Source organism: Marinobacter sp. ES-1, assembly GCF_000475255.1.
GTDB classification, from domain to species: Bacteria; Pseudomonadota; Gammaproteobacteria; order Pseudomonadales; family Oleiphilaceae; genus Marinobacter; species Marinobacter vinifirmus.
In genome coordinates this window covers 175519-195601 of sequence record NZ_AXBV01000032.1, presented here as the reverse complement: position 1 = coordinate 195601, position 20083 = coordinate 175519, and the positions used below count along the sequence as shown (strand labels likewise).

The 20083-nt window shown below is 61.7% G+C and carries 21 protein-coding genes; 7 read left to right on the top strand and 14 right to left on the bottom strand.

The window, feature by feature from the left end; genetic code table 11:
• Positions 1-14 precede the first annotated feature (14 nt).
• Complete coding sequence (crp, locus tag Q668_RS04665; protein WP_022988450.1) at positions 15-656, top strand: cAMP-activated global transcriptional regulator CRP; 642 nt, start codon at positions 15-17, stop codon at positions 654-656.
• 2 nt (positions 657-658) lie between these two features.
• On the opposite strand, the gene modC is transcribed toward crp, so the two are convergent.
• The 6 genes from modC to Q668_RS04635 form a co-directional block, all read right to left on the bottom strand.
• The gene (modC, locus tag Q668_RS04660; RefSeq protein WP_022988449.1) at positions 659-1735 is read right to left on the bottom strand and encodes a molybdenum ABC transporter ATP-binding protein; all 1077 of its coding nucleotides are present in this window, start codon (positions 1733-1735) and stop codon (positions 659-661) included.
• Positions 1732-2409, bottom strand: coding sequence for a molybdate ABC transporter permease subunit (modB, locus tag Q668_RS04655; protein WP_022988448.1), 678 nt, complete (start codon positions 2407-2409; stop codon positions 1732-1734). Before modB ends, modC begins: the two co-directional genes overlap by 4 nt.
• A gap of 15 nt (positions 2410-2424) precedes the next feature.
• Entirely contained in the window at positions 2425-3228 is an 804-nt protein-coding gene (modA, locus tag Q668_RS04650) for a molybdate ABC transporter substrate-binding protein (RefSeq protein ID WP_036219152.1), read from the bottom strand.
• Positions 3162-4094, bottom strand: coding sequence for an alpha/beta hydrolase (locus tag Q668_RS04645; RefSeq protein ID WP_022988446.1), 933 nt, complete (start codon positions 4092-4094; stop codon positions 3162-3164). Before Q668_RS04645 ends, modA begins: the two co-directional genes overlap by 67 nt.
• A gap of 240 nt (positions 4095-4334) precedes the next feature.
• Positions 4335-4571 (bottom strand): hypothetical protein, encoded by a 237-nt coding sequence (locus Q668_RS17420; RefSeq protein WP_227498281.1) that lies wholly within the window; start codon positions 4569-4571, stop codon positions 4335-4337.
• A gap of 108 nt (positions 4572-4679) precedes the next feature.
• Positions 4680-5417 carry a glutathione S-transferase family protein gene (locus Q668_RS04635; protein WP_022988444.1) on the bottom strand — a complete coding sequence of 246 codons (738 nt, stop codon included), beginning with the start codon at positions 5415-5417 and terminating at the stop codon, positions 4680-4682.
• 150 nt (positions 5418-5567) lie between these two features.
• On the opposite strand from Q668_RS04635, the gene Q668_RS04630 reads away from it, so the two are divergent.
• The 5 genes from Q668_RS04630 to Q668_RS04610 all read left to right on the top strand — a co-directional run bounded on the left by Q668_RS04630 (position 5568) and on the right by Q668_RS04610 (position 9840).
• Positions 5568-6545: an META domain-containing protein gene (locus tag Q668_RS04630; protein ID WP_022988443.1), complete on the top strand. Its 978-nt coding sequence runs from the start codon at positions 5568-5570 to the stop codon at positions 6543-6545.
• An 82-nt stretch (positions 6546-6627) separates the two neighbouring features.
• A complete protein-coding gene (locus Q668_RS04625; protein ID WP_022988442.1) occupies positions 6628-7728 on the top strand; it encodes a M14 family zinc carboxypeptidase in 1101 nt (366 codons plus the stop codon).
• A 1-nt stretch (position 7729) separates the two neighbouring features.
• Entirely contained in the window at positions 7730-8470 is a 741-nt protein-coding gene (locus Q668_RS04620) for an alpha/beta fold hydrolase (protein ID WP_022988441.1), read from the top strand.
• 77 nt (positions 8471-8547) lie between these two features.
• Positions 8548-9165, top strand: coding sequence for a glutathione S-transferase family protein (locus Q668_RS04615; protein WP_022988440.1), 618 nt, complete (start codon positions 8548-8550; stop codon positions 9163-9165).
• 63 nt (positions 9166-9228) lie between these two features.
• Positions 9229-9840: a DUF4202 domain-containing protein gene (locus tag Q668_RS04610; protein WP_022988439.1), complete on the top strand. Its 612-nt coding sequence runs from the start codon at positions 9229-9231 to the stop codon at positions 9838-9840.
• A gap of 133 nt (positions 9841-9973) precedes the next feature.
• On the opposite strand, the gene trpC is transcribed toward Q668_RS04610, so the two are convergent.
• From trpC to Q668_RS04570, 8 genes are all read right to left on the bottom strand, one after another.
• Positions 9974-10795: an indole-3-glycerol phosphate synthase TrpC gene (trpC, locus tag Q668_RS04605; protein ID WP_036219150.1), complete on the bottom strand. Its 822-nt coding sequence runs from the start codon at positions 10793-10795 to the stop codon at positions 9974-9976.
• A 164-nt stretch (positions 10796-10959) separates the two neighbouring features.
• Positions 10960-11988 (bottom strand): anthranilate phosphoribosyltransferase, encoded by a 1029-nt coding sequence (gene trpD, locus Q668_RS04600; protein WP_022988437.1) that lies wholly within the window; start codon positions 11986-11988, stop codon positions 10960-10962.
• 16 nt (positions 11989-12004) lie between these two features.
• A complete protein-coding gene (locus tag Q668_RS04595) occupies positions 12005-12583 on the bottom strand; it encodes an aminodeoxychorismate/anthranilate synthase component II (RefSeq protein ID WP_022988436.1) in 579 nt (192 codons plus the stop codon).
• 16 nt (positions 12584-12599) lie between these two features.
• Positions 12600-14087: an anthranilate synthase component I gene (gene trpE / locus Q668_RS04590; protein WP_022988435.1), complete on the bottom strand. Its 1488-nt coding sequence runs from the start codon at positions 14085-14087 to the stop codon at positions 12600-12602.
• Between the two features lie 236 nt (positions 14088-14323).
• The gene (locus Q668_RS04585; protein ID WP_022988434.1) at positions 14324-15004 is read right to left on the bottom strand and encodes a phosphoglycolate phosphatase; all 681 of its coding nucleotides are present in this window, start codon (positions 15002-15004) and stop codon (positions 14324-14326) included.
• A complete protein-coding gene (gene rpe, locus Q668_RS04580) occupies positions 15001-15687 on the bottom strand; it encodes a ribulose-phosphate 3-epimerase (RefSeq protein ID WP_022988433.1) in 687 nt (228 codons plus the stop codon). The genes Q668_RS04585 and rpe overlap by 4 nt, the downstream gene beginning before the upstream one ends.
• Positions 15688-15781: 94 nt before the next feature.
• Positions 15782-16456 carry an N-acetylmuramate alpha-1-phosphate uridylyltransferase MurU gene (gene murU, locus Q668_RS04575; RefSeq protein WP_022988432.1) on the bottom strand — a complete coding sequence of 225 codons (675 nt, stop codon included), beginning with the start codon at positions 16454-16456 and terminating at the stop codon, positions 15782-15784.
• A complete protein-coding gene (locus Q668_RS04570) occupies positions 16453-17499 on the bottom strand; it encodes an aminoglycoside phosphotransferase family protein (protein WP_022988431.1) in 1047 nt (348 codons plus the stop codon). Before Q668_RS04570 ends, murU begins: the two co-directional genes overlap by 4 nt.
• Before the next feature lie 240 nt (positions 17500-17739).
• Between Q668_RS04570 and Q668_RS04565 the strand changes: the two genes are divergently transcribed.
• Positions 17740-20061 (top strand): LPS-assembly protein LptD, encoded by a 2322-nt coding sequence (locus Q668_RS04565; RefSeq protein WP_036219234.1) that lies wholly within the window; start codon positions 17740-17742, stop codon positions 20059-20061.
• Positions 20062-20083: the final 22 nt, after the last annotated feature.

Sequence of the window (20083 nt, the reverse complement as noted above, 5' to 3'; positions counted from 1 at the left end):
GCACGTCTCGCATTATGGCTACTATCGTCAAGCCGGTTGAGCAGAAGACCAAACATCTCGATTATTTTCTTTCCCAATGCCATCGCCGGCGCTATCCCGCCAAAAGCACCATCATTTATGCAGGCGACAAAAGTGACTCCCTGTTCTACATCGTCAAAGGTTCGGTGACCGTTATCATTGAAGACGACGATGGCCGGGAGATGATCATGGCCTACCTGAACGCCGGGGACTTTTTCGGCGAAATGGGTCTGTTTGATAACATGGATTCCCGCAGTGCCTGGGTCAAGGCCAAGACCGAGTGTGAAGTGGCGGAAATCAGCTACACCAAGTTCCGGGAAATCGCCCAGCAGGATCCGCGGGTGCTGTATTTCATCGGTGAGCAGATGGCAACGCGCCTGCGCCAGACCACTCGCAAAGTGGGTGACCTGGCCTTCCTGGACGTAACCGGTCGGGTGGCCCGTACCCTGCTGGACCTGTGCAAGGAGCCGGATGCCATGACCCATCCGGACGGCATGCAGATCAAGATCACCCGCCAGGAAATCGGCCGCATTGTCGGCTGTTCCCGGGAAATGGTGGGCCGGGTACTGAAAACCCTGGAAGACCAGGGCCTGGTGCGGGTGAAAGGCAAGACCATGGTGGTGTTCGGCACCCGGTAAGGTCAGTCCATCAGGGCGACGGATTTAATCTGCATCCAAACCTGCTGGCCCTGCTCCAGTTGCAGCTGGTGCAGGGAGCGGGTGGTCAGGCGGGCCAGGAAAGCGGTTGGCCCGGCTCCCAGGCGTACCAGGCTGGTGCCGGGGGTTACCTCGGTATCAATCTGGTCGATACAGGCCGGTAACAGGTTCTGGATGCTCTGATCCGGATTTTCCTCCAGGGCAAGGCTGATATCCCGGGCCAGTACCTGTACCCGCACAGTCATTCCCTCACTCAGGTGATCATGGTGGCGCACCCAGAGTTCGCCGCCATCGAACGCCAGCCGGCACAGGTGCCAGCGGGTATCCACCTCGATAATCTTGCCTTCCAGAATAACCCCTGCATTTTCTTCCAGCCGGAACGGGTGATCGGTGCGGGCCAGGGTTTCCTGCAGCGGGCCCTGGGCAACCACCCGGCCCTGATCCATCATCACGATATGATCTGCCAGCCGGGCCACCTCGGCGGTGGAGTGGGATACGTAGAGCACCGGCAGCTCCAGGCTGTCCCGCAGCCGTTCCAGGTACGGCAGGATGTCCTGTTTGCTCTGCTGGTCCAGGGCCGTCAGCGGCTCGTCCATCAGCAGCAGTCGGGGGCTGGTGAGCAGGGCCCGGCCGATGGCCACCCGCTGGCGCTCCCCGCCGGATAACCCGGCCGGCATCCGCTCCAGCAGGGGCGACAGGCCGAGCCACTGGTGCACCTGTTCAGGTTCAATTTTCCGGTGGGCTTTGGGCACCCGCCGGTATCCGTACAGCAGGTTTTTACGCACCGACAGGTGGGGAAACAGGTTGGTTTCCTGGAACACATAGGCCAGGGGCCGGTGGTGCACGGGCCGGCTGAGCTTTCCGGCCTGCCAGGGTTCGCCCAGCACGCTCAGGTGACCCTCGGCAGGCTGCAGGCCGGCGATGCAGCGCAGCAGGGTGGTCTTGCCGCACCCGGAGTGGCCGAAGATCGCGGTTATCCCGGAGCCGGGCAGGGTCAGGTCTACATCCAGGGTGAAGTCCCCCAGCTGGCACCGGAGGCAGGCGTTGACGGTACCGGTCATTTCACCACTCCCGGCTGGTAGCGGCCATTCAGGGCGTACAGGCTGACCAGCACCACAAAGGAAAACGCCACCATGCCGGCAGACAGCCAGTGGGCCTGGGTGTACTCAAGGGCTTCCACATGGTCGAAGATGGCGACCGAGAGTACTTTGGTTTCTCCCGGAATGTTGCCGCCAATCATCAGCACCACCCCGAATTCACCCACAGTGTGGGCAAAGGTCAGCACCGCGGCGGTCAGAAAGCCCGGTCGCGCCAGCGGAATCACAACCGAGAAAAAACGATCCCGGGGTGAAGCCCGCAAGGTGGCGGCGGTCTCCAGCAGGCTCTGGTTGATGGTCAGGAAAGCAGTTTGCAAGGGCTGGACGGTAAATGGGAGGGAATAGATAACCGACGCCAGCACCAGGCCTTCGAAGGTAAAGGGCAGGAGTCCCAGCCCGAGGTTCTCCATCAGGCGGCCCAGGGCACCGTCCGGGCCCATAACGATCAGCAGGTAAAAACCCAGCACCGTGGGTGGCAGCACCAGTGGCAGTGCAACCACGGCCGAAACCGGCTGGCGCAGCCAGTGCCCGGTGCGGGCCAGCCACCAGGCGATGGGCGTGCCAATCACCAGCAGCAGTGCGGTGGTGATGCCTGCCAGTTTCAGGGTTAGCCAGACGGCCTGCCATTCCGGGCTCATGAAGTCTCCGCCAGTTCAGTGGTTGGGCTGTTCAGGAATATCGTAGCCGTCTTCACGGATGATCGCCTGTGCCGGTTCGCTGGCGAGAAACAACATCCACGCCCGGGCCGCCGGGTTATCCTCGCCGTGGCCCAGCAAAACAGCCTGTTGCCGGATGGGCGTATGCAGATCATTCGGTACCAGCCACAGGGAGCCTTCCTCCTTCCATGCCCGCGTTTGGGCCAGTGCTACAAACCCTGCGACGGCATTGCCGGTGGCGACAAACTGGAAGGTCTGGGCAATGGAGTCGCCGCTGACCAGCGCGGGGCGGAGGGCTTGTGCGAGCCCGAGATTCTGCAGCACTTCCATGGCAGCGATGCCGTAAGGGGCGGTTTTCGGGTTGCCGATGGCCAGCCGCTCGGGTTGTCGGGCCAGCCAGGCCGTGCCATCGGTAAACAGATCGGGGGTTCTGCTCCAAAGCGCCAGCCGGCCCTCGGCATAGTCAAATCCTGTGCCGGCGACCGCCAGCCCCTGTTGTTCCAGTAACTGCGGTCGTTCCTGGTCAGCTGCCATAAAGGCATCAAACGGCGCGCGATGGCGGATCTGGGCATAGAGTTTGCCGGTAGAGCCGTAGCTGATGCGCAACTGGTGACCGGTCTGTTGTTCGAACAACGGCGCCAGCCGGTTCATGGTGCCGGTGAAGTTGGCGGCTACCGCCAGGGTGGCCGTTTCTGCGAGGGCTGCAGACTGGAAAACAAGCAGGGCAATGCCGATCAGGCCGGCAAGGGCTCGGTGCAGGCGTTTTCCCAAACCGGAATACATTGCAGAAGGTGTTGCCATACGTCCTCGGCATTGAGTTCATTCAGCATCTCGTGGCGGCCTCCGTCAAACAGCCGGAAGGTCACCTTCTGGATGCCGGCTTCGCGGATCGCCCGGAAGTGCTGGCGGATACCCTTGCCCATCTCGCCCACCGGGTCATCGGTGCCGGCAAACAGGTGTACCGGAAGATCCTGCGGCCATTGTCCGGGATTGATGCCAAGCATACCAGTGATGAAATCATGCCACAGGCCGGCGCTGCACTCGAACCCGCACAGCGGATCTGCCCGGTAGCGGTCCACTTGTTGCGGGTCCCGGCTGAGCCAGTCGCAGTCGGTACGGTTAGGGCGGAAGTGCCGGTTGAACTGGCCGAAGGTCATGGCGCTTATGAGTTTGCTGTGGTGCCGGCGGCCGCGCAGCAGACGGATCAGCCAGACCAGTGCGGCGGACGCCCGCAGCCGGGGTTTGTGAATGCGGTTGGTGGCACTGAGCGCCAGTGTGTCGAGCTTGTCACCGTGCTGCGCAGCATAGCTCTGGGCGATGAACGACCCCATGCTGTGGCCCAGCAGGGTGACCGGCCGCTGCGGGAACTGCTGGCGGATGTGATCCACCACCAGGCCGAGATCGTCCACCACTTTCTGCCAGCCCTGGTGGTCTGCGTAGTGGCCCAGGTCTTCCGGACGGCAGTCCGGGCCATGGCCCCGGTGGTGGTAGGTGACCACCGCCACGCCCTGAGTACCCAGCCAGCGGGCCAGGCCGGCATAGCGGTTGCCGTGCTCGGCCATGCCGTGGCTGATCACTAAAGCCGCGCAGGGGGTGTCCGGGCAAAAAAGGGTGCCGGTTATCCGGTGTCCGTCAGTGGCGGTCAGGTTCAGGGTGGTTTCGCTCATGCAGGGTGCCCGGTTGTTCGCTGTTGCTGATGGTCGGGCGCTGCCACTCCGGTGGTCGCCACAAATGTCCGAGACGGGAGAGTAGACCGCCCGGGCGGCTCATGTCGCGGAACATGTCCACATATTCGTGGGTCCAGAGCACAATCAGGTTGGTGGAATGGATTTGCCGGGTGATGCCGTACTCCGGTGGATTGGCATCGTTTTCCGGGGCAAAGGTGCCGAACAGCCGGTCCCAGATGATCAGGGTGCCGCCGTAGTTGCGGTCAATGTATTCCGGATTGCGGCCATGGTATCCATCAGTTTCGGATCGTGACGGATTTTCCGGTACTCCCAGAAGGTAATACCGATAAAGATGGGGGTGGCCACCATGAAAATCAGCTGCCGCTCATCCAGGGCCAGCCACGGGGCCAGTGTGTGCCAGAGTGCCAGCAGGCCGCTGTCTTCCAGTACGGCCCGCATCATGTCGAGTAATGCCATGGGAAACCTGTTTTGTTTTTATTCAGGTTTTATCTTGGCATAACCAACAATAAATGCACTGTCCTGTTGCGACAGCGGAGGTGGCCTTTTCGGCCAATCGCCCCGGGGTTAGCGGTGCTTGTGGTACACCTGCACCACCGGCTCCAGTTTCGGGCGCCAGTCTGCCAGCCAGGCCTGCACCGGTTTCGGGATCTTTGCCGGCCTGGGCCAGGGCACGGGATATTGTTCGGGCTGGAACAGCGGGGCCAGCAGCGCTGCAGCGGTCAGGTCAGCCCGGGTGAACCGGTCACCCACCAGGTACGGCTGCTGCTCGTACACCTCTGCCAGTTCGGTAATCAGTTGCTCCAGGGTTTCCTGCGCGGCATCGGCGGTCTTCTGGTTAATCTTCATCCAGTTGCGCATGATCTCGTCCACCCGGCTGAAGGCCAGGCTGAGCAGGATGCGGTTGTAGAACGGTGTGCCGGCAGCCAGCAGCGGCACCACTACCTTCGGCCGTTGCAGGAAGTAGTGGTAGACCCAGGTGCGGATGGCCGCGCCAGCCAGTTCGTCCAGCTTTGTCTCCCAGCTGCGAACCTGTTCCTGCAGGGCCGGGTCTTCGGGCATCAGGGCGGGTTCCGGGAAAGTTTTATCCAGGTAGTCCAGGATCTCTGAAGAGCCCTGGATAATCTGGCCATCGTGGTCCAGCACCGGCACCGAGGACCCGGCCCGGGTAAGCTTCTTGATGGTTCTGCTGTGCTGCCCGGGTAGCAGGTTGACCGGCTGGTACTTGATGTCCTTGTAATCCAGGGCCCAGCGAACCTTTTCGGAATAGTGGGAGATGCAGAATTGGTAGAGTTTCACGGCCATGGTGATGATTCCCCTGAAATAGATGGCGCAAGGTTACCCTGTGCGGCCCCGGTACCACAACAGGCCGGTTCCGTGTGACTGGGCATGGTGAAAATGGCCCGGAATCTTTAGACTAGCGCCCCGGAGTCTGGACCAAAATAGGATGTTGTGATGTTTAAGGGACGAATTTTTTCGCTGACCATTCTTGCCGGCTGCAGCCTTGTACTGGCAGCCTGCGCTTCCCAACCCAAAACCCTGGCCCTGTCGGACTATGGCAGTTATCGCTGCGGCCAGCTGGATATCCGGGTTGCCCCGGCTGAAGATGGCCAGCTTCTGGGCCTTGATTATCTGGACCGCCGCGTATTGCTGAAACCGTCCCCCACCGACACCGGTGCCCTCTACGTGGCTCCGGGCGATACCTCCACCCGCTTCCTGGCCGAAGGCAAGCGGGCAACGCTGACACTCAAGGGTGATCTGCTGCCGGAATGCCTGGAACCGGGCGCGATAGAATCCCGGTTTGAGGCCATCGGTGCCGACCCGGACTGGTCGGCGCTGATCGAGAACAACCGGATGACCCTGACCCCGCCGTACCAGCAGCAAGCGCTGAACGAGATCTGGCTGACCGAAACCCTGGCCAATCGACACGGCCGGACGTTTGAAGCGAAAACCGAAGCGCAGTCGCTGGAAGTGCGGGTGGCACACCAGCTGTGTGAAGTGGGCCTGGACAAACGCCAGTATCCGTCCCAGATCCGGCTGACCCTGGACGGCAACAGCTTTGAAGGCTGTGGCGGCGACCGGGAGCGGCTGTTCCGGGGTGTGCAGTGGGTGGTAGAAGACCTGGCCGGTGCCGGGCTGATCGACCGCTCCATGGTTACCTTGCAGTTCCTGGGCAATGGCCGGGTCGCCGGGCGTGCATCCTGCAACCGGTTTATGGGCAACTACCGTTTGAGTGATGATGGATTGTCGTTCAGTACCCTGGGCAGCACCATGATGGCCTGCGCGCCGTCGCTGATGAACCAGGAGCGCAAGTACCTGGAATTGCTGGGGCAGGTGGTGGATGGCCGCATCGGTCGCCAGGGTGAATTGCTGCTGGAAACCGGCAACGGTGAGGTGATCAAGGCGTTCCCGGCGACGACCGACAACCTGTAACTCTCTTCCCCGGCCCGTCCGGTCAAATTTCTGCAGCATTTGCCGTCTACCCTGACAGGTCGATGCTGCAGAGAGACCAGCCATGACCGAATTGCGGGCCCTCACCCCCCACAGTGCCATTCCCGAACAACAGGCCGGCCGCGACCGCAACCAGAAGCGCCTGTTGCGCAGCTTCCTGCCGGAACTGGTGCAGCTGGAGCGACAGCTGGCCGAAGCCCCCGAACAGGTCGCCACCACCGTCGCCGGCGAGGTTGCCGTGCGGGATCTGCACTTGCCCATCTACCGGGTGGACCTTGGTTCCACCCGGGACGATGTGCCGGCGGTGCTGATTGTCGGCGGAGTTCACGGCTTAGAGCGCATTGGTAGCCAGGTGGTGATGGCCTGGCTCGATTCCTTCCTGGCCCGGCTCGGTTGGGATGACCACCTGAACGCCTTGCTGGAGAAAGTCCGCATCACCCTGCTGCCGATCCTGAACCCCGGCGGTATGTACCTGAACCAGCGGGGCAATCCCAACGGTGTCGACCTGATGCGCAACGCGCCGATTACCGCCCAGGACCAGAGCGCCTTCCTGCTGGGTGGCCAGCGCCTGTCGCCGCGAATGCCCTGGTACACCGGCGATCCGGAGCAGGGCATGGAGCCGGAGAACCTTGCACTGGAAGCGGTGATTCAGGACCTGCTGCCGGGCCGGCCCTTCAGCGTGGCGCTGGACTGCCACTCCGGTTTCGGCTGGCAGGACCAGATCTGGTTTCCCTATGCCTATCGCCGCCGGCCCATGCGCCGCATCGGGTCGGTGATGGCCCTCAAGCTGATCTGGGAACAGGCTTACCCCAATCACCACTATCGTTTCGAACCCCAGTCGGCGCATTACCTGACTCACGGTGACCTGTGGGATTACTTCTACAAGCAGGTCAACCGCAGCAGTGACGGGGTGTTCCTGCCCCTGACCCTGGAAATGGGCTCCTGGAAATGGGTGCGCAAGCGCCCGCGCCAGCTGCTGCGGCTGGACGGGTTATTCAACCCTCTGGTGCCTCACCGCCATCAGCGGGTATTGCGCAGCCATCTGAGCTGGATGGACTTCCTGGTGAATGCGGCCGCCAGTTACCGGAACTGGTTGCCGGAGGGCGATGAAGAGTCCATGCTCAGGGAAGCCGCCATCATGCACTGGTACAGGGATAACCGATAACATGCACTGGATCCTCCTGCGGGGTCTTACCCGGGAACGGGCACACTGGGGCGACTTTCCCGAGCGTTTGCGTGCGGCCTTTCCGGGCCAGCATTTCCACCTGGTGGACCTGCCCGGCACGGGCATCCATTACCGGGAAGCCAGCCCGGCCACAGTGCGCGCTATTCGCGAGCAGGTGTGCCGGCAGCTGAGCCATATTCCCCGGCCGTTCAGCATCCTGGCGTTGTCTATGGGCGGCATGGTGGCCCTGGACTGGGCCCAGCATGCCGAGCCCGGGGAATTACAGCGCCTGGTGCTGATCAACACCAGTTCCGGTTTCAGCCGGCCCTGGCAGCGAATGCAGCCGGCGGCCTGGCCGAAGATCCTGCGTTTACTGGTTCGCCGTGAACTGTTCCATCGGGAACGGGACATCCTGCGCCTGACCTCCAACCGGGATATTCCCCTGAGCCTGTGCAAGGCCTGGTGCAGCATCCAGCGCCAGCGCCCGGTCTCGTTCACCAACGCCCGCAACCAGTTGCTGGCGGCTGCCCGTTTCAAACCCCTGGAAAAGCGCCCGATGGCCGATGCCCTGATACTGGCCAGCAAGGGCGACCGGATTGCCAGCTGGTACTGCAGTGCCGAACTGGAACGGCGCTGGTGCTGGACCCTGAAGCTGCACCCGGATGCCGGCCACGACCTGCCGCTGGATGAGCCGGAGTGGGTAATCCGGCAAATGGGTGACTGGATACCCGGCACCCGATAGTTTCTTGACGCAACCGTTTTTTCCGGTCAACCTGCTGTATTCAAAGCCCGTTTTTCTGCCAGGGAGCCAATAACAAGATGAAGATTTTCGAAACCCGGACTGCACCCAACCCCCGCCGCGTGCGTATGTTCATGGCCGAGAAAGGCCTGCTGGACAAGGCGGAATTTATTGAGATAGATATCCAGAAAGGCGAAAACCTGACGCCGGAATTCGTGGCCCGAAACCCCATGAAGAAAGTCCCGGTGATGGAACTGGACGACGGCACCTGCATTGCCGAAACCATGGCCATCTGCCGCTATTTTGAGGAAGCCTACCCGGATACCCCGAAACTGATGGGCGAGACTGCCGCCGAGAAAGCTCAGGTAGAGCAGTGGCTGCGCTGGCTGGAGTTCTATTTCTTCATGCCCACCGGCATGTGTTTCCAGCACACCACCGGCTACTTCAAGGACCGGATGAACCCCATCAAGGAATGGGGCGAAGAATGCGGGCAGGGCGTGGAAAAGTTCATGCACTTCCTGAACAAGCACCTGGAAGGCAAGGATTACATCTGCTGCGACCGCTTTACCGCGGCCGACATCAATGCCTTCACCACCGTAGCCTTCGCCCGGGTGGTGAATATCCGTATCAAGCCGGAGCAGACCAACCTGCAGGCCTGGTTCGACCGCATCAAGGCCCGGCCTTCGGCCCAGGCTTGATGCCAGCAGCCAGGATTGCCCAACAAAGCCACAACCCGGTCAGGATCAGCAACAGGACATGGTATGACGCAACAAACCTTGATGAACACACTGGAAGCCATCGACCGGGCCAATCAGGCAGACCCGAATACTGAGCAGGTAGACGGCCAGCAACTGCCCAGGGAATACGCCTACAGCCTGCACATGACCCGCTGGCTGTTCGCGCTGGAACCGGAACCTTCAGAGCGCATGCAGATTGCCTGCCGGGCCCAGCACCTGGAGCGCTGGACCATGCCCCGGAGTGACTATGGTGAGGGCCGCAAGAATTACTATCAATGGCGCCTGGCCTGTGGCCGGATGCATGGCCGCCGGGCGGCGGAGATTATGGCGGAAAGCGGCTACCCGCAGGAAGAATGCGAGCGGGTAGAGACGATCATCACCAAGCGCAAGCTTCGGGAAGACGAAGACACCCAGCTGCTGGAAGATGTGGCCTGCATGGTGTTTCTGGAACGGTACTTTGCCGGGTTCTTTGAAGACAATCCGGATTTCGACAAGGAAAAGTGGCTGCGCATCGTGCGCCGCACCTGGGACAAAATGAGCCCCCGGGCCCACGAAGCCGCGCTTAAACTGGCGGAAGGCATGCCCGCGCATCTGCTGGAATTGCTACAGGAGGCCCTGGCTGAGCCGGAGAGTTGATCCGGGTGCACAGGCTGGCGGGTACCTTCTGCCAAAATACGCTGTAAATACCTCCCTGTACGCTCGGCTCCGCCATCCCTGGCTACGCACGATTTTGGCAGAAGGTACCCGCCAGCCTGTTCTGACTGTGAGGTTAGCCCTCCGGGAAGAAAAGCTCCTGCAATTTCTCCCCGGGTTCCGGCGCCCGCATAAAGGATTCCCCCACCAGGAACCCGTAAATGCCCCGGCTGGTCATGGCTTCCACATCGGCGCGGGTCATGATGCCGCTTTCGGTAATCGTCAGTCGGTCATTGGCAATACGGTGGTGCAGTTCAAAGGTGGTTTCCAGAGAGACCTCAAAGTTGTGCAGGTTCCGGTTGTTGATACCCACCAACGGCGTGCTCAGGGTTAGCGCATCGTCCAGCTCCTCGCCATCATGCACTTCCACCAGCACATCCAGCCCGATCTCATTGGCAATGCCTTCCAGTTCCTGCATCTGGTCCTTGGTCAGGCACGCGGCAATCAGCAGGATGCAGTCGGCACCAATGGCCCGGCTTTCATACACCTGGTAGGGCGCCACCATGAAGTCCTTGCGGATCACCGGCAGGCTGCAGGCCGCTCGGGCGGCTTTCAGGTAGTCTTCATGGCCCTGGAAGAAATCGTGGTCGGTAAGCACTGACAAGCAGGCTGCGCCGCCTTTCTCGTAGCTCTCGGCAATACGTTCCGGTTCAAACGGATCGCGCAGGATGCCTTTGCTCGGAGAGGCTTTTTTGATCTCGGCGATCACGGCAGGCTTCTGCGCTTCAATGCGAGTCCGCAGTGCGTTCGCGAACCCACGTGCCGGGGCTTGGTCACCCGCGATAGCCTTCAGGTCAGCAATGGAAACCTTCGGCTTCCGTTCGTCAATTTCCTCCCATTTCCGGTCAACGATTTTCCGAAGAATAGTGGGAGTCTTATCCAAATGTCTGTCAGTCATAGCAGGCCCGTAAATAGTTTGCGAGAGCGGCTGGGGAGGGGCGTTCCAAAACTGTCTGCAGCCAGGGATGGCTGCAGTCAAGCCCTACAGGGACGTACTTGTGGGCGTGTTTTGGAACGCCCCTCCCCAGCCGGTCGTCCGGCACCGAATTCAACAGGCCGGGATTAAAAGCACTGAGAAAAGTCAGCCAGCTCAGACATCTTGCCGGCCGCCAGGCCAGAACCCATCGCGTCCAGCGCCATATCCACGCCTTCTTTGGTGGTCTTGGCCAAGCCGGCAACATAGATAGCCGCGCCGGCGTTCAGGGCGATCATGTCGCGGGCTTTCTCGGTAGTTTCGTCGTGGCTGCGGCCGAAGGCGGCTTTGATCAGCGCCAGTGACTCGTCAGCACCGTTTACCGTCAGACCCACCAGCGACTGGCTCTTGATGCCCAGGTCTTCCGGGGTCAGGTCGTATTCGGTGATTTCGCCGTCTTTCAGTTCAGCAACGTGAGTCACTGTCGCCAGGCTGATTTCATCCAGGCCATCTTTGGAGCAGACCACCATGATGTGTTCCGCGCCCAGACGTTGCATCACTTCCGCCATCGGGCGGCACAGTTCCCTGGTGAACACACCGATCAGCTGGCGGGTGACGCCGGCCGGGTTGGTCATGGGGCCGAGGATGTTGAAGATGGTCCGGCAGCCCAGCTCCCGGCGCGGGCCGATGGCGTGTTTCATGGCACCGTGGTGGGCCGGGGCGAACATGAAGCCGACGCCGATCTGTTCGACGCAGCGGGCCACTTCTTCCGGTTTCATGTCCAGGTTGATGCCGGCCTTTTCGATCAGGTCGGCGCTGCCGCTCTTGGAGGACACGCCGCGGTTACCGTGCTTGGCCACATAACCGCCGGCGGCGGCCACTACAAAGGCGGATGCCGAGGAGACGTTGAACAGGTTGGCACCATCGCCACCGGTACCCACGATGTCCACCAGCGGGCTGGCGTTGATTGCCACCTTGGTAGCCAGTTCGCGCATCACTTCGGTGGCGCCGGTGATTTCGTCGATGGTTTCGCTCTTAAGGCGCAGGCCCATCAGGAAGGCGCCGATCTGGGCGTCGGTGGCTTCGCCGTTCATCACGATGCGCATCACATCCTTCATCTCTTCCCGGGACAGGTCCAGGTTGGAGGCGATGCGGCTGAGGGCTTGTTTCATATCCATGTGGAGGGCCTCTTTATTATGTTCTCAGGAAGTTGCGCAGCAGTTCATGACCCTGTTCGGTCATGATCGACTCGGGGTGGAACTGCACACCTTCAATGGGCAGGGTCTTGTGGCGCACGCCCATGATTTCTTCAACGGAACCGTCGTCGTTGCGGGTCCAGGCGGTAATTTCCAGACACTCGGGAAGGGTGTCCTTGTCGATTACCAGGCTGTGGTAACGGGTTGCCTGCAGCGGGTTGTTCAGGCCCCGGAACACGCCGGTGTCTTTGTGATATACCGGGGAAACCTTGCCGTGCATGACCTGGCCGGCGCGAATGATGTCGCCCCCGAACACCTGGCCGATGGACTGGTGGCCCAGGCAAATGCCCAGGATCGGCAGCTTGCCGGCAAAGTGGCGGATCGCCTCCATGGAAATGCCGGCTTCATTCGGCGTGCAGGGGCCCGGAGAAATTACCAGCCGCTCGGGCTTCAGGGCCTCGATCTGCTCGATGGTGATTTCATCGTTGCGGTACACCTGCACATCGGCACCCAGCTCGGCCAGGTACTGCACCACGTTGTAGGTGAAGGAATCGTAGTTATCGATCATCAGCAACATAATCTGTTCCTCCGCCTCAGTGGTCGTAGTCGTTGTAGGTCATGGCCACAGCCTTGAAGATGGCCCGGCCCTTGTTCATGGTTTCTTTCCATTCGAGGCGGGGAATGGAGTCTGCCACCACGCCGGCGCCGGCCTGGATGTGCAGGGTATTGTCCTTGATCACGGCAGTGCGGATGGCGATGGCGGTGTCCATGTTGCCGTTAAACGACAGGTAGCCCACGGCGCCGCCGTAAACGCCGCGCTTCACCGGCTCCAGCTCGTCGATGATTTCCATGGCCCGGATTTTCGGGGCGCCACTGAGGGTGCCGGCGGGCAGGGTCGCGCGCAGCACGTCCAGGCAGCTGGTGCCCTGTTTCAGGCGACCGGTCACGTTGGAGACAATGTGCATCACGTGGGAATAGCGCTCGACAATCATCTTGTCGGTGAGCTTTACCGTGCCGGTTTCCGAGACGCGGCCGGCGTCGTTGCGGCCCAGGTCGATCAGCATCAGGTGCTCGGCGATTTCTTTCGGGTCGGCCAGCAGTTCGTTTTCCAGCGCCTTGTCTTCGGCCTCGGTAGCGCCGCGCTTGCGGGTGCCGGCGATGGGGCGCACCGTCACTTCTTCGTCTTCTACCCGGGCCAGGATTTCCGGAGACGAGCCAACAATGTGGAAGTCGCCCAGGTCGAGGAAATACATGTACGGCGACGGGTTCAGTACCCGCAGCGAACGGTACAGGTTCAGGGGCGGTGCCTCGAACGGGATCGACATGCGCTGGGAGATGACAGTCTGCATCACGTCGCCGTCCAGCACATAGCCCTTGATCTTGTTCACCGCCGCTTCGAACTTTTCCTGGCTGAAGCCGGACAAGAAATCGCTTTCATCGATCAGCTTGCCATGCAGGTGCTCCGGGGTGCGGGGCGCGTTGGCAGTCTGCCGGTGCAGCTGGTTTTCAAGTTCGTCGAGGCGGGCCTGGGCCTGTTCGTAGGCGCCGTTCGCGGATGGCTCTGCGTGGACAATCAGGTGCAACTTGCCGCGCAGGTTATCAAACACCACGAGTTCCTTGGACACCATCAGCAGGATATCCGGCGTGCCGATCTTGTCGGGCGGGCAGCTGTGGCGCAGGCGCTTCTCGATGTAGCGCACGGTGTCGTAGCCGAAGTAGCCCACCAGGCCGCCGTTGAAGCGGGGCAGTTCCGGCAGGTCCGGGGCGTTGAAGCGCTGCTGGTATTCATCGACGAATGCCAGCGGGTCGTCCACGTCCGCCTGCTCGACCACTTCGCCGTTACGGCTCACTTCAATGCGGTGGTCAAAGACTTTCAGCACTTCCTGGCTGGGCAGGCCAATGATGGAGTAGCGGCCCCATTTTTCGCCGCCCTGTACCGATTCGAACAGGTAGGAATAGGGCCCGCTGGCCAGTTTCAGATAGGTGCTGAGGGGAGTGTCCAGGTCCGCCAGTACTTCGCGGTACACAGGGATGCGGTTATAGCCGGCTTCAGCGAGCTCGCGGAATTGCTCGGGTGTCATGGTTCGGTTTCCTGAAATCTGATCTGCGTTTTGTCAGAACGGTGTTACACCGTTGTGACAGGTGGTGCGGGCATGCAGGCGTGTGCCATCAGCCCCGTGGCTTGCTCAGCCGGTGCGCCATCGCCACCATCGTGTTGCGCGGGTTGTCAGGATGCCTCGCGCTGCAGTCAGATTCAGTCCCTGCACGGCAGGAATCTCCCGAAATGATGTGTTCAAAGTAAAACGTCCTTGCGAGATTACAAAAGCTGGGCCAGCGAATCAACAACCGCGTCGGCACCGAGGCTGTTTACCGAGCCCCCGAAGTTGTAACCATAGCGCACGGCCACGCAGGGAATGCCGGCGGCCTGGGCGGCGTTAACGTCTGCGGCGGAGTCACCCACCATCACGGTGGTGCCCCGGGTGCCGCCCAGTTGTTCCATGGCGTAGAGCAGCGGTGCCGGGTCCGGTTTCTTCACTTCCAGGGTATCGCCGCCCACCCAGATCCGGAAGTACTGGTCCAGCCCGGTCTTGTTCAGCAGCGGGGCCACGAATCGGTCCGGCTTGTTGGTCACCACGGCCATTTTGCAGCGCAGGTGGTTCAGGCACTCGGTTACGCCGTCGAACACGACGGCATTGCGGCCGTTAATCTGGCCGTAGGCGTGGTAGAAGATTTCAAGCGCGTCGTTGTAAAGGATTTCGTCTTTCAGTGCCGCGGGTTCCCAGTCGGTTTTGTCAGCCAGGGCCCGGCGCACCAGGATGCCGGCACCGTTGCCGACCCAGTTGCGCACTTTCTCCAGACCGGCGGGCTTGCGGCCCAGGTGTTCCAGCATCTGGTCGACCGCCGCGGCCAGGTCTGGCGCGCTGTCTACCAGGGTGCCGTCCAGGTCGAACAGGGCAACGCCGGGCCAGCGGGGGTTGAACAGACCTTTCAGGCTCATCCGCCAATCACCTTGCGGGCCTGTTCCAGCTCGGCGCGCATGGCATCGATGGTGGCTTTGTAATCCGGCGTGTTGAAAATGGCGGAACCGGCCACGAAGGTGTCGGCGCCGGCTTCGGCGATTTCCCGGATGTTGTCGGTCTTCACGCCGCCGTCGATTTCCAGCCGGATGTTGTAGTTGCTGGCATCAATTTTCTTGCGGGCTTCCCGGAGTTTATCCAGGGTGCCGGGGATGAACTTCTGGCCACCAAAGCCCGGGTTCACCGACATCAGCAGCACCATGTCGAGCTTGTCCATCACGTAATCCATGTAGCTCAGGGGCGTGGCTGGGTTGAACACCAGGCCGGCCTTGCAGCCGCCGTCGCGGATCAGTTGCAGGGAGCGGTCAATGTGCTTGCTCGCCTCCGGGTGAAAGGTGATGTAGCTGGCGCCGGCGTCGATGAACATGCGGATCAGGTCGTCTACCGGCGATACCATCAGGTGCACATCGATGGGGGCGGTTACGCCGTGCTTGCGCAGGGCTTCGCACACCATGGGGCCGATGGTCAGGTTGGGCACGTAGTGGTTGTCCATGACATCGAAGTGCACCACATCGGCGCCGGCGGCAAGTACGTTATCAACTTCTTCGCCCAGCCGGGCAAAGTTGGCGGAGAGGATGGACGGCGCAATCAGATAGGGGTTCATCGTGGCTCTCTCGATCAGGTGATTCGTCGGCTGAATGGAATGGGGCAAGTCTACCAGCTTGGCGCGGCTTTTCGCAGCGCGGGTGCTACGGATATCAGCGCAATTTGCGATCCAGTTCTGCTAATCGCTCCGGAGTACCTATGTCCATCCACTGGCCGCGATGGTGCAGGCCCCGCACCCGCCCGGCCACCATGGCGCGGCGAAGCACAGGCCCCAGTTTGCCGGCGTTGTCGTCCAGTCCGGTAAACAGCCGCCGGTGCAGCAGGCTGATGCCGGTGAAGGTAAGTTTGTCCGTGCCTTCGCTGGCCAGGGTGCCGTCCTGTTGCAGGGCGAAGTCGCCGTCAGGATGGTGAGCCGGGTTGTCGGTGACGACCAGCAGCGCATCGCAATCCGGAGTGGCGGGCGGTTGCAGTTCGGCCAGTGGGAAGTCTGTCCAGATGTCGCCGTTGATCACCAGGAACCAGTCTTCCCCGCCGCCGGTCAGCAGGGGCAGGGCGCGGACAATGCCGCCGGCGGTTTCCAGTGGTTCGCCTTCCGGTGAATAACGGATCGTGAGGCCGAATGCCTCGCCGGTGTCCAGGGCCTGTTCGATCTGTTGCCCGAGCCAGGCGTGGTTGATGACCACGTCGCGAAAGCCGGCCCGGTGCAGGTTTTCCAGGTGGTAGGCAATCAGCGGTTTGCCGCCGGCTTCAAGCAGGGGTTTCGGGGTGGTGAGGGTCAGCGGGCGCATGCGCTCGCCTTTGCCTGCCGCCAGGATCATCGCTTTCACGGCTGGCGGGCCTCCGCAGCCGGCAACGGGCCAATGCGTTCTTCGATGGCGGGAATCACCACCTCGCACAGCCATTCGTGGAAGTGCCGGAAGGCTGGCTGGCGGGCGCTGGCGTCGCGGATGTAGCTGACGGTTCTGGGAATGTCGGCCAGGTAGCCGGCCTTTCCGTCCCGGATGGCCAGCCGGGCAAAGATGCCGGCGGCTTTCAGGTGCCGTTGCATGCCCATCAGCTCAAACCACTGCCGGAAGGTGTCGGCATCGGCCCGGTGCAGACCGGCGTCCAGGCTTGCCTGGCGATAATGTTCCAGCCAGTTAGCGATATCGGCTTCCGGCCAACGCACGTAGCAGTCTTTCAGCAAGGAGACCGCATCGTAGGTTACCGGGCCGGTCACGGCATCCTGGAAGTCGATCACCCCGGGGGCGGCCTGGCCCGGGCGGATCAGCAGGTTGCGGGAGTGGTAGTCGCGGTGCACGGTCACTTCCGGCTGGGCCAGGGCGCTTTCTTTCAGCAGGCCGAAGGCGGTTTCCAGCAACGCCCGGTCCTGGTTGTCCAGCTTCAGCTCCAGGTGCTGTTCCAGCAGCCAGTCCGGAAACAGGGCCATCTCCCGGTCCAGCAGGGCGTCATCATAGGCTGGCAACGGATAATTCGCGGGCGGTGGCATTTGCCCGATTCGCACCAGCTCGTCCAGTGCCTGGCGGTACAGGGTGTCGGCGCTGTCGCCGTCCAGTTCTGCCAGCATCAGCCGATCACCGAAATCTTCCAGCAGCAACAGCCCCTGCTGCAGATCCAGCGCCTCGATGGCCGGTACATGCACGCCGTGGCCGTGCCAGTGCTCGGCGATGGCGACGAAGGGCCGGCAGTCTTCATGTGCCGGCGGAGCATCCATGACAATAAACGGTGTTCGGGGCTGGCCCGGCGTTTCCCGCCAAACCCGGAAGTAACGGCGGAAACTGGCGTCACCGGAAACCGGTTCCGGGCTGGCGCTGTTGAAACCGGGAATTTGCCTGACCCAGTCGGTCAGCAGTTGCAGGCGGGTATCCATGGTTGTCGGGTGCGTCCTGAGTTGTCTTTGGTGTCCGGGAACGTTAGCAGAGGAGTATAAAGAGGGTAAAACGGATTTGCAGCGGGGTTTCCGTTAACAACCCCGGGGGGCGCGTGTAAACTAGGCAGCTGTTTTTAGTGTCAGTCGCCATTTATCCGGAACAGGAATATTGCCGTCGTGCCCAGCCGTTACCGTCACCTGTTATGGTTCAAGCCCCTCTGCGGCGGGCTTTTGCTGGCGATGGCCCTGGCACCGGCAGCTGGCCTGGCCCAGGATGTCGGCAAGCAGGCACCGAGTGCGGCCGAGATCGACTGGCGGCCCCGCAGCCAATTACCGGCGGAAGTACAGGCTGCTTTGCCGGTCTTCTGCGATGGCGGCTACCTGCCTTCCGGCACTGCCGGCGGCGCCATGCCAGTGCTGCCGGCTGGTGAGACCGAAGCACCGTTGGAGGCCAGTGCGCTCAGTGCCCGCTACGAGCTGGATGCGGAGCTGTACCTGCAGGGGGATGTGCGGCTGCGCCAGGGCAGCTTCCAGGCCTCCGGCTCCGAGGCACGATACGACACCCGCTCCGGCAGCCTGAACCTGCAGGGGCCGCTGGTCAGCCGGGGCGAAGGCTTCCTGCTGACCGGTAAAGACGCTCGCTACTCCACCGAAAGCGGTCAGCTGGATATCAACACGGCTACCTTCCTGCTGCACGAATCCGAGATGCGCGGCGAGGCATCGTCCCTGTCGCGCGTTGGTGAAAGCCAGGTGCTGATTACCGATGGCCTGCTGACCACCTGCGGCCCGGGCCAGAACGACTGGGCCATCGTTGCCTCGGATATCGAGCTGGACCAGGCTGAAGGCTTCGGTACCGCCAGGCATGTGCGCCTTGAGGTGCTGGATGCCCCGGTGTTCTACTGGCCTTACATCAGTTTCCCCATTGATGACCGTCGCAAGACCGGTTTTCTGTATCCCCAGTTCGGCTCGTCCAGTGCCGGCAGCGGCGCCTTCCTGGCCTTGCCCTATTACTTGAACTTGGCGCCCCACTACGACGCCACACTCACGCCCCAGTACATTCACGGCCGGGGCCTGTTTACCGAAGTGGAAGGCCGGTATCTGAGCCGGTTCGGGGAGTCGGTGCTGCAGCTGGGCTACATCGATGACGATTCCTACTACAAAGACGAGAATCCGGGCGCGGACGGCCAGCGCTGGGCCCTGGATCTGTCGACCCGGGCAGCCTTCGGCGGTGGCTGGACCGGTTACGGCGACTACTCGGTGGTGTCTGACGAAGACTACCTGAGCGACCTGAACCGCTCCCTGGAAATTGACCAGGCGACTCATCTGCAGCGTCGCGGTGGTGTACGTTATTCCGACCAGAACCAGTATTTTGATGCCTACCTGAATGGCTACCAGACCATTGCCGAACGTATTGCCGACGTCAACAAACCCTATAACCTGTTGCCGGAAGTGCTGTATGCCGGAACCACTGAAGTGGGGGCCTTCGAGGCGGGCATCGAAAGCCAGTACTCCTGGTTCTATCGGGATAACGAAAACCTGACCGGCCTGAACCGGGCCAATGGCCAGCGGGTGCGGGCGATCCCTGAACTGGCGCTGCCCATGCGCGCGCTCTGGGGTTTCAGCCGGCCGTCGGTGAGCCTGGATTACACCCGCTACGACCTGGAAGACTACACACTCGGCAACAGCAGTTTTGATCGCACGGTGCCGGTGTTCGAGTGGGACAACGGCCTGTACTTTGACCGCCGCTCCAGCCTGTTCGATATTCCCTATAACCAGACCCTGGAGCCCCGGCTTTATTACGCCTGGGCCGATGCCGAGGCCGACCAGAACGACATCCCGGATTTTGACACCGGCCTGAGAAGCTTCCGATTCGACCAGTTGTTCCAGCGTGATCGCTTCACCGGCGGTGACCGGGTGGGGGATGCCAACCAGCTGACCGTGGCCCTGACCAGTCGCTTCAACGACCTGCTGACCGGCGCCGAGCGGGCCCGGGTCAGTATTGGCCAGGTGCGCTATTTTGATGACCGGGAAGTGAGCCTGTTCGGGCAGGGTGCCTCCGACCGAAGTAACTCGCCGCTGGCCGGTGAGCTGGTGCTGAACCCGGTTGATAACCTGGAAATCCGCAGCTCCGGCCTGTGGGACCATGACACCCAGAGAACCGAGGAAGGCCGCAGCCAGCTGATTTTCCATTCCGAGGATTATCGGTACCTGGCAACGCTGGGCCATACCTACAGCCGGCCCGATGACATTGAACAGACCGATGTAGGTGCCGTGTTGCCGGTCACCAACCGGGTCAGTGCTATCGGCCGCTGGGTGTGGGATTCGGAACTGGACCGTACCGTGGGTACCCTGGCCGGCTTGGAATACAACAACTGCTGCTGGAGTGTGCAGGTAGTGCACCAGAATTACCTGACCGACGATGAAGAACTGGATACCCGACTGCTGTTCCGGATCGAGCTGAAAGGCCTGGGCGGCAGTGGCGGAGCATCTGACAACATTGCCGATGCCATCTACGGCTATGACGAGCGCGAGCGCCGCCGTTTCGGAACTCAGCGCCGCTAAAACGAACCAATACCGTTAGCCG

Excerpts from the sequence above, each read along its gene's own strand:
- crp (WP_022988450.1), top strand. The coding sequence starts at position 15 with ATGGCTACTATCGTCAAGCCGGTTGAGCAGAAGACCAAACATCTCGAT.
- modC (WP_022988449.1), bottom strand. The coding sequence starts at position 1,735 with ATGACCGGTACCGTCAACGCCTGCCTCCGGTGCCAGCTGGGGGACTTC.
- modB (WP_022988448.1), bottom strand. The coding sequence starts at position 2,409 with ATGAGCCCGGAATGGCAGGCCGTCTGGCTAACCCTGAAACTGGCAGGC.
- modA (WP_036219152.1), bottom strand. The coding sequence starts at position 3,228 with ATGGCAACACCTTCTGCAATGTATTCCGGTTTGGGAAAACGCCTGCAC.
- Q668_RS04645 (WP_022988446.1), bottom strand. The coding sequence starts at position 4,094 with ATGAGCGAAACCACCCTGAACCTGACCGCCACTGACGGACACCGGATA.
- Q668_RS17420 (WP_227498281.1), bottom strand. The coding sequence starts at position 4,571 with ATGGCATTACTCGACATGATGCGGGCCGTACTGGAAGACAGCGGCCTG.
- Q668_RS04635 (WP_022988444.1), bottom strand. The coding sequence starts at position 5,417 with ATGGCCGTGAAACTCTACCAATTCTGCATCTCCCACTATTCCGAAAAG.
- Q668_RS04630 (WP_022988443.1), top strand. The coding sequence starts at position 5,568 with ATGTTTAAGGGACGAATTTTTTCGCTGACCATTCTTGCCGGCTGCAGC.
- Q668_RS04625 (WP_022988442.1), top strand. The coding sequence starts at position 6,628 with ATGACCGAATTGCGGGCCCTCACCCCCCACAGTGCCATTCCCGAACAA.
- Q668_RS04620 (WP_022988441.1), top strand. The coding sequence starts at position 7,730 with ATGCACTGGATCCTCCTGCGGGGTCTTACCCGGGAACGGGCACACTGG.
- Q668_RS04615 (WP_022988440.1), top strand. The coding sequence starts at position 8,548 with ATGAAGATTTTCGAAACCCGGACTGCACCCAACCCCCGCCGCGTGCGT.
- Q668_RS04610 (WP_022988439.1), top strand. The coding sequence starts at position 9,229 with ATGACGCAACAAACCTTGATGAACACACTGGAAGCCATCGACCGGGCC.
- trpC (WP_036219150.1), bottom strand. The coding sequence starts at position 10,795 with ATGACTGACAGACATTTGGATAAGACTCCCACTATTCTTCGGAAAATC.
- trpD (WP_022988437.1), bottom strand. The coding sequence starts at position 11,988 with ATGGATATGAAACAAGCCCTCAGCCGCATCGCCTCCAACCTGGACCTG.
- Q668_RS04595 (WP_022988436.1), bottom strand. The coding sequence starts at position 12,583 with ATGTTGCTGATGATCGATAACTACGATTCCTTCACCTACAACGTGGTG.
- trpE (WP_022988435.1), bottom strand. The coding sequence starts at position 14,087 with ATGACACCCGAGCAATTCCGCGAGCTCGCTGAAGCCGGCTATAACCGC.
- Q668_RS04585 (WP_022988434.1), bottom strand. The coding sequence starts at position 15,004 with ATGAGCCTGAAAGGTCTGTTCAACCCCCGCTGGCCCGGCGTTGCCCTG.
- rpe (WP_022988433.1), bottom strand. The coding sequence starts at position 15,687 with ATGAACCCCTATCTGATTGCGCCGTCCATCCTCTCCGCCAACTTTGCC.
- Q668_RS04570 (WP_022988431.1), bottom strand. The coding sequence starts at position 17,499 with ATGGATACCCGCCTGCAACTGCTGACCGACTGGGTCAGGCAAATTCCC.
- Q668_RS04565 (WP_036219234.1), top strand. The coding sequence starts at position 17,740 with ATGGCCCTGGCACCGGCAGCTGGCCTGGCCCAGGATGTCGGCAAGCAG.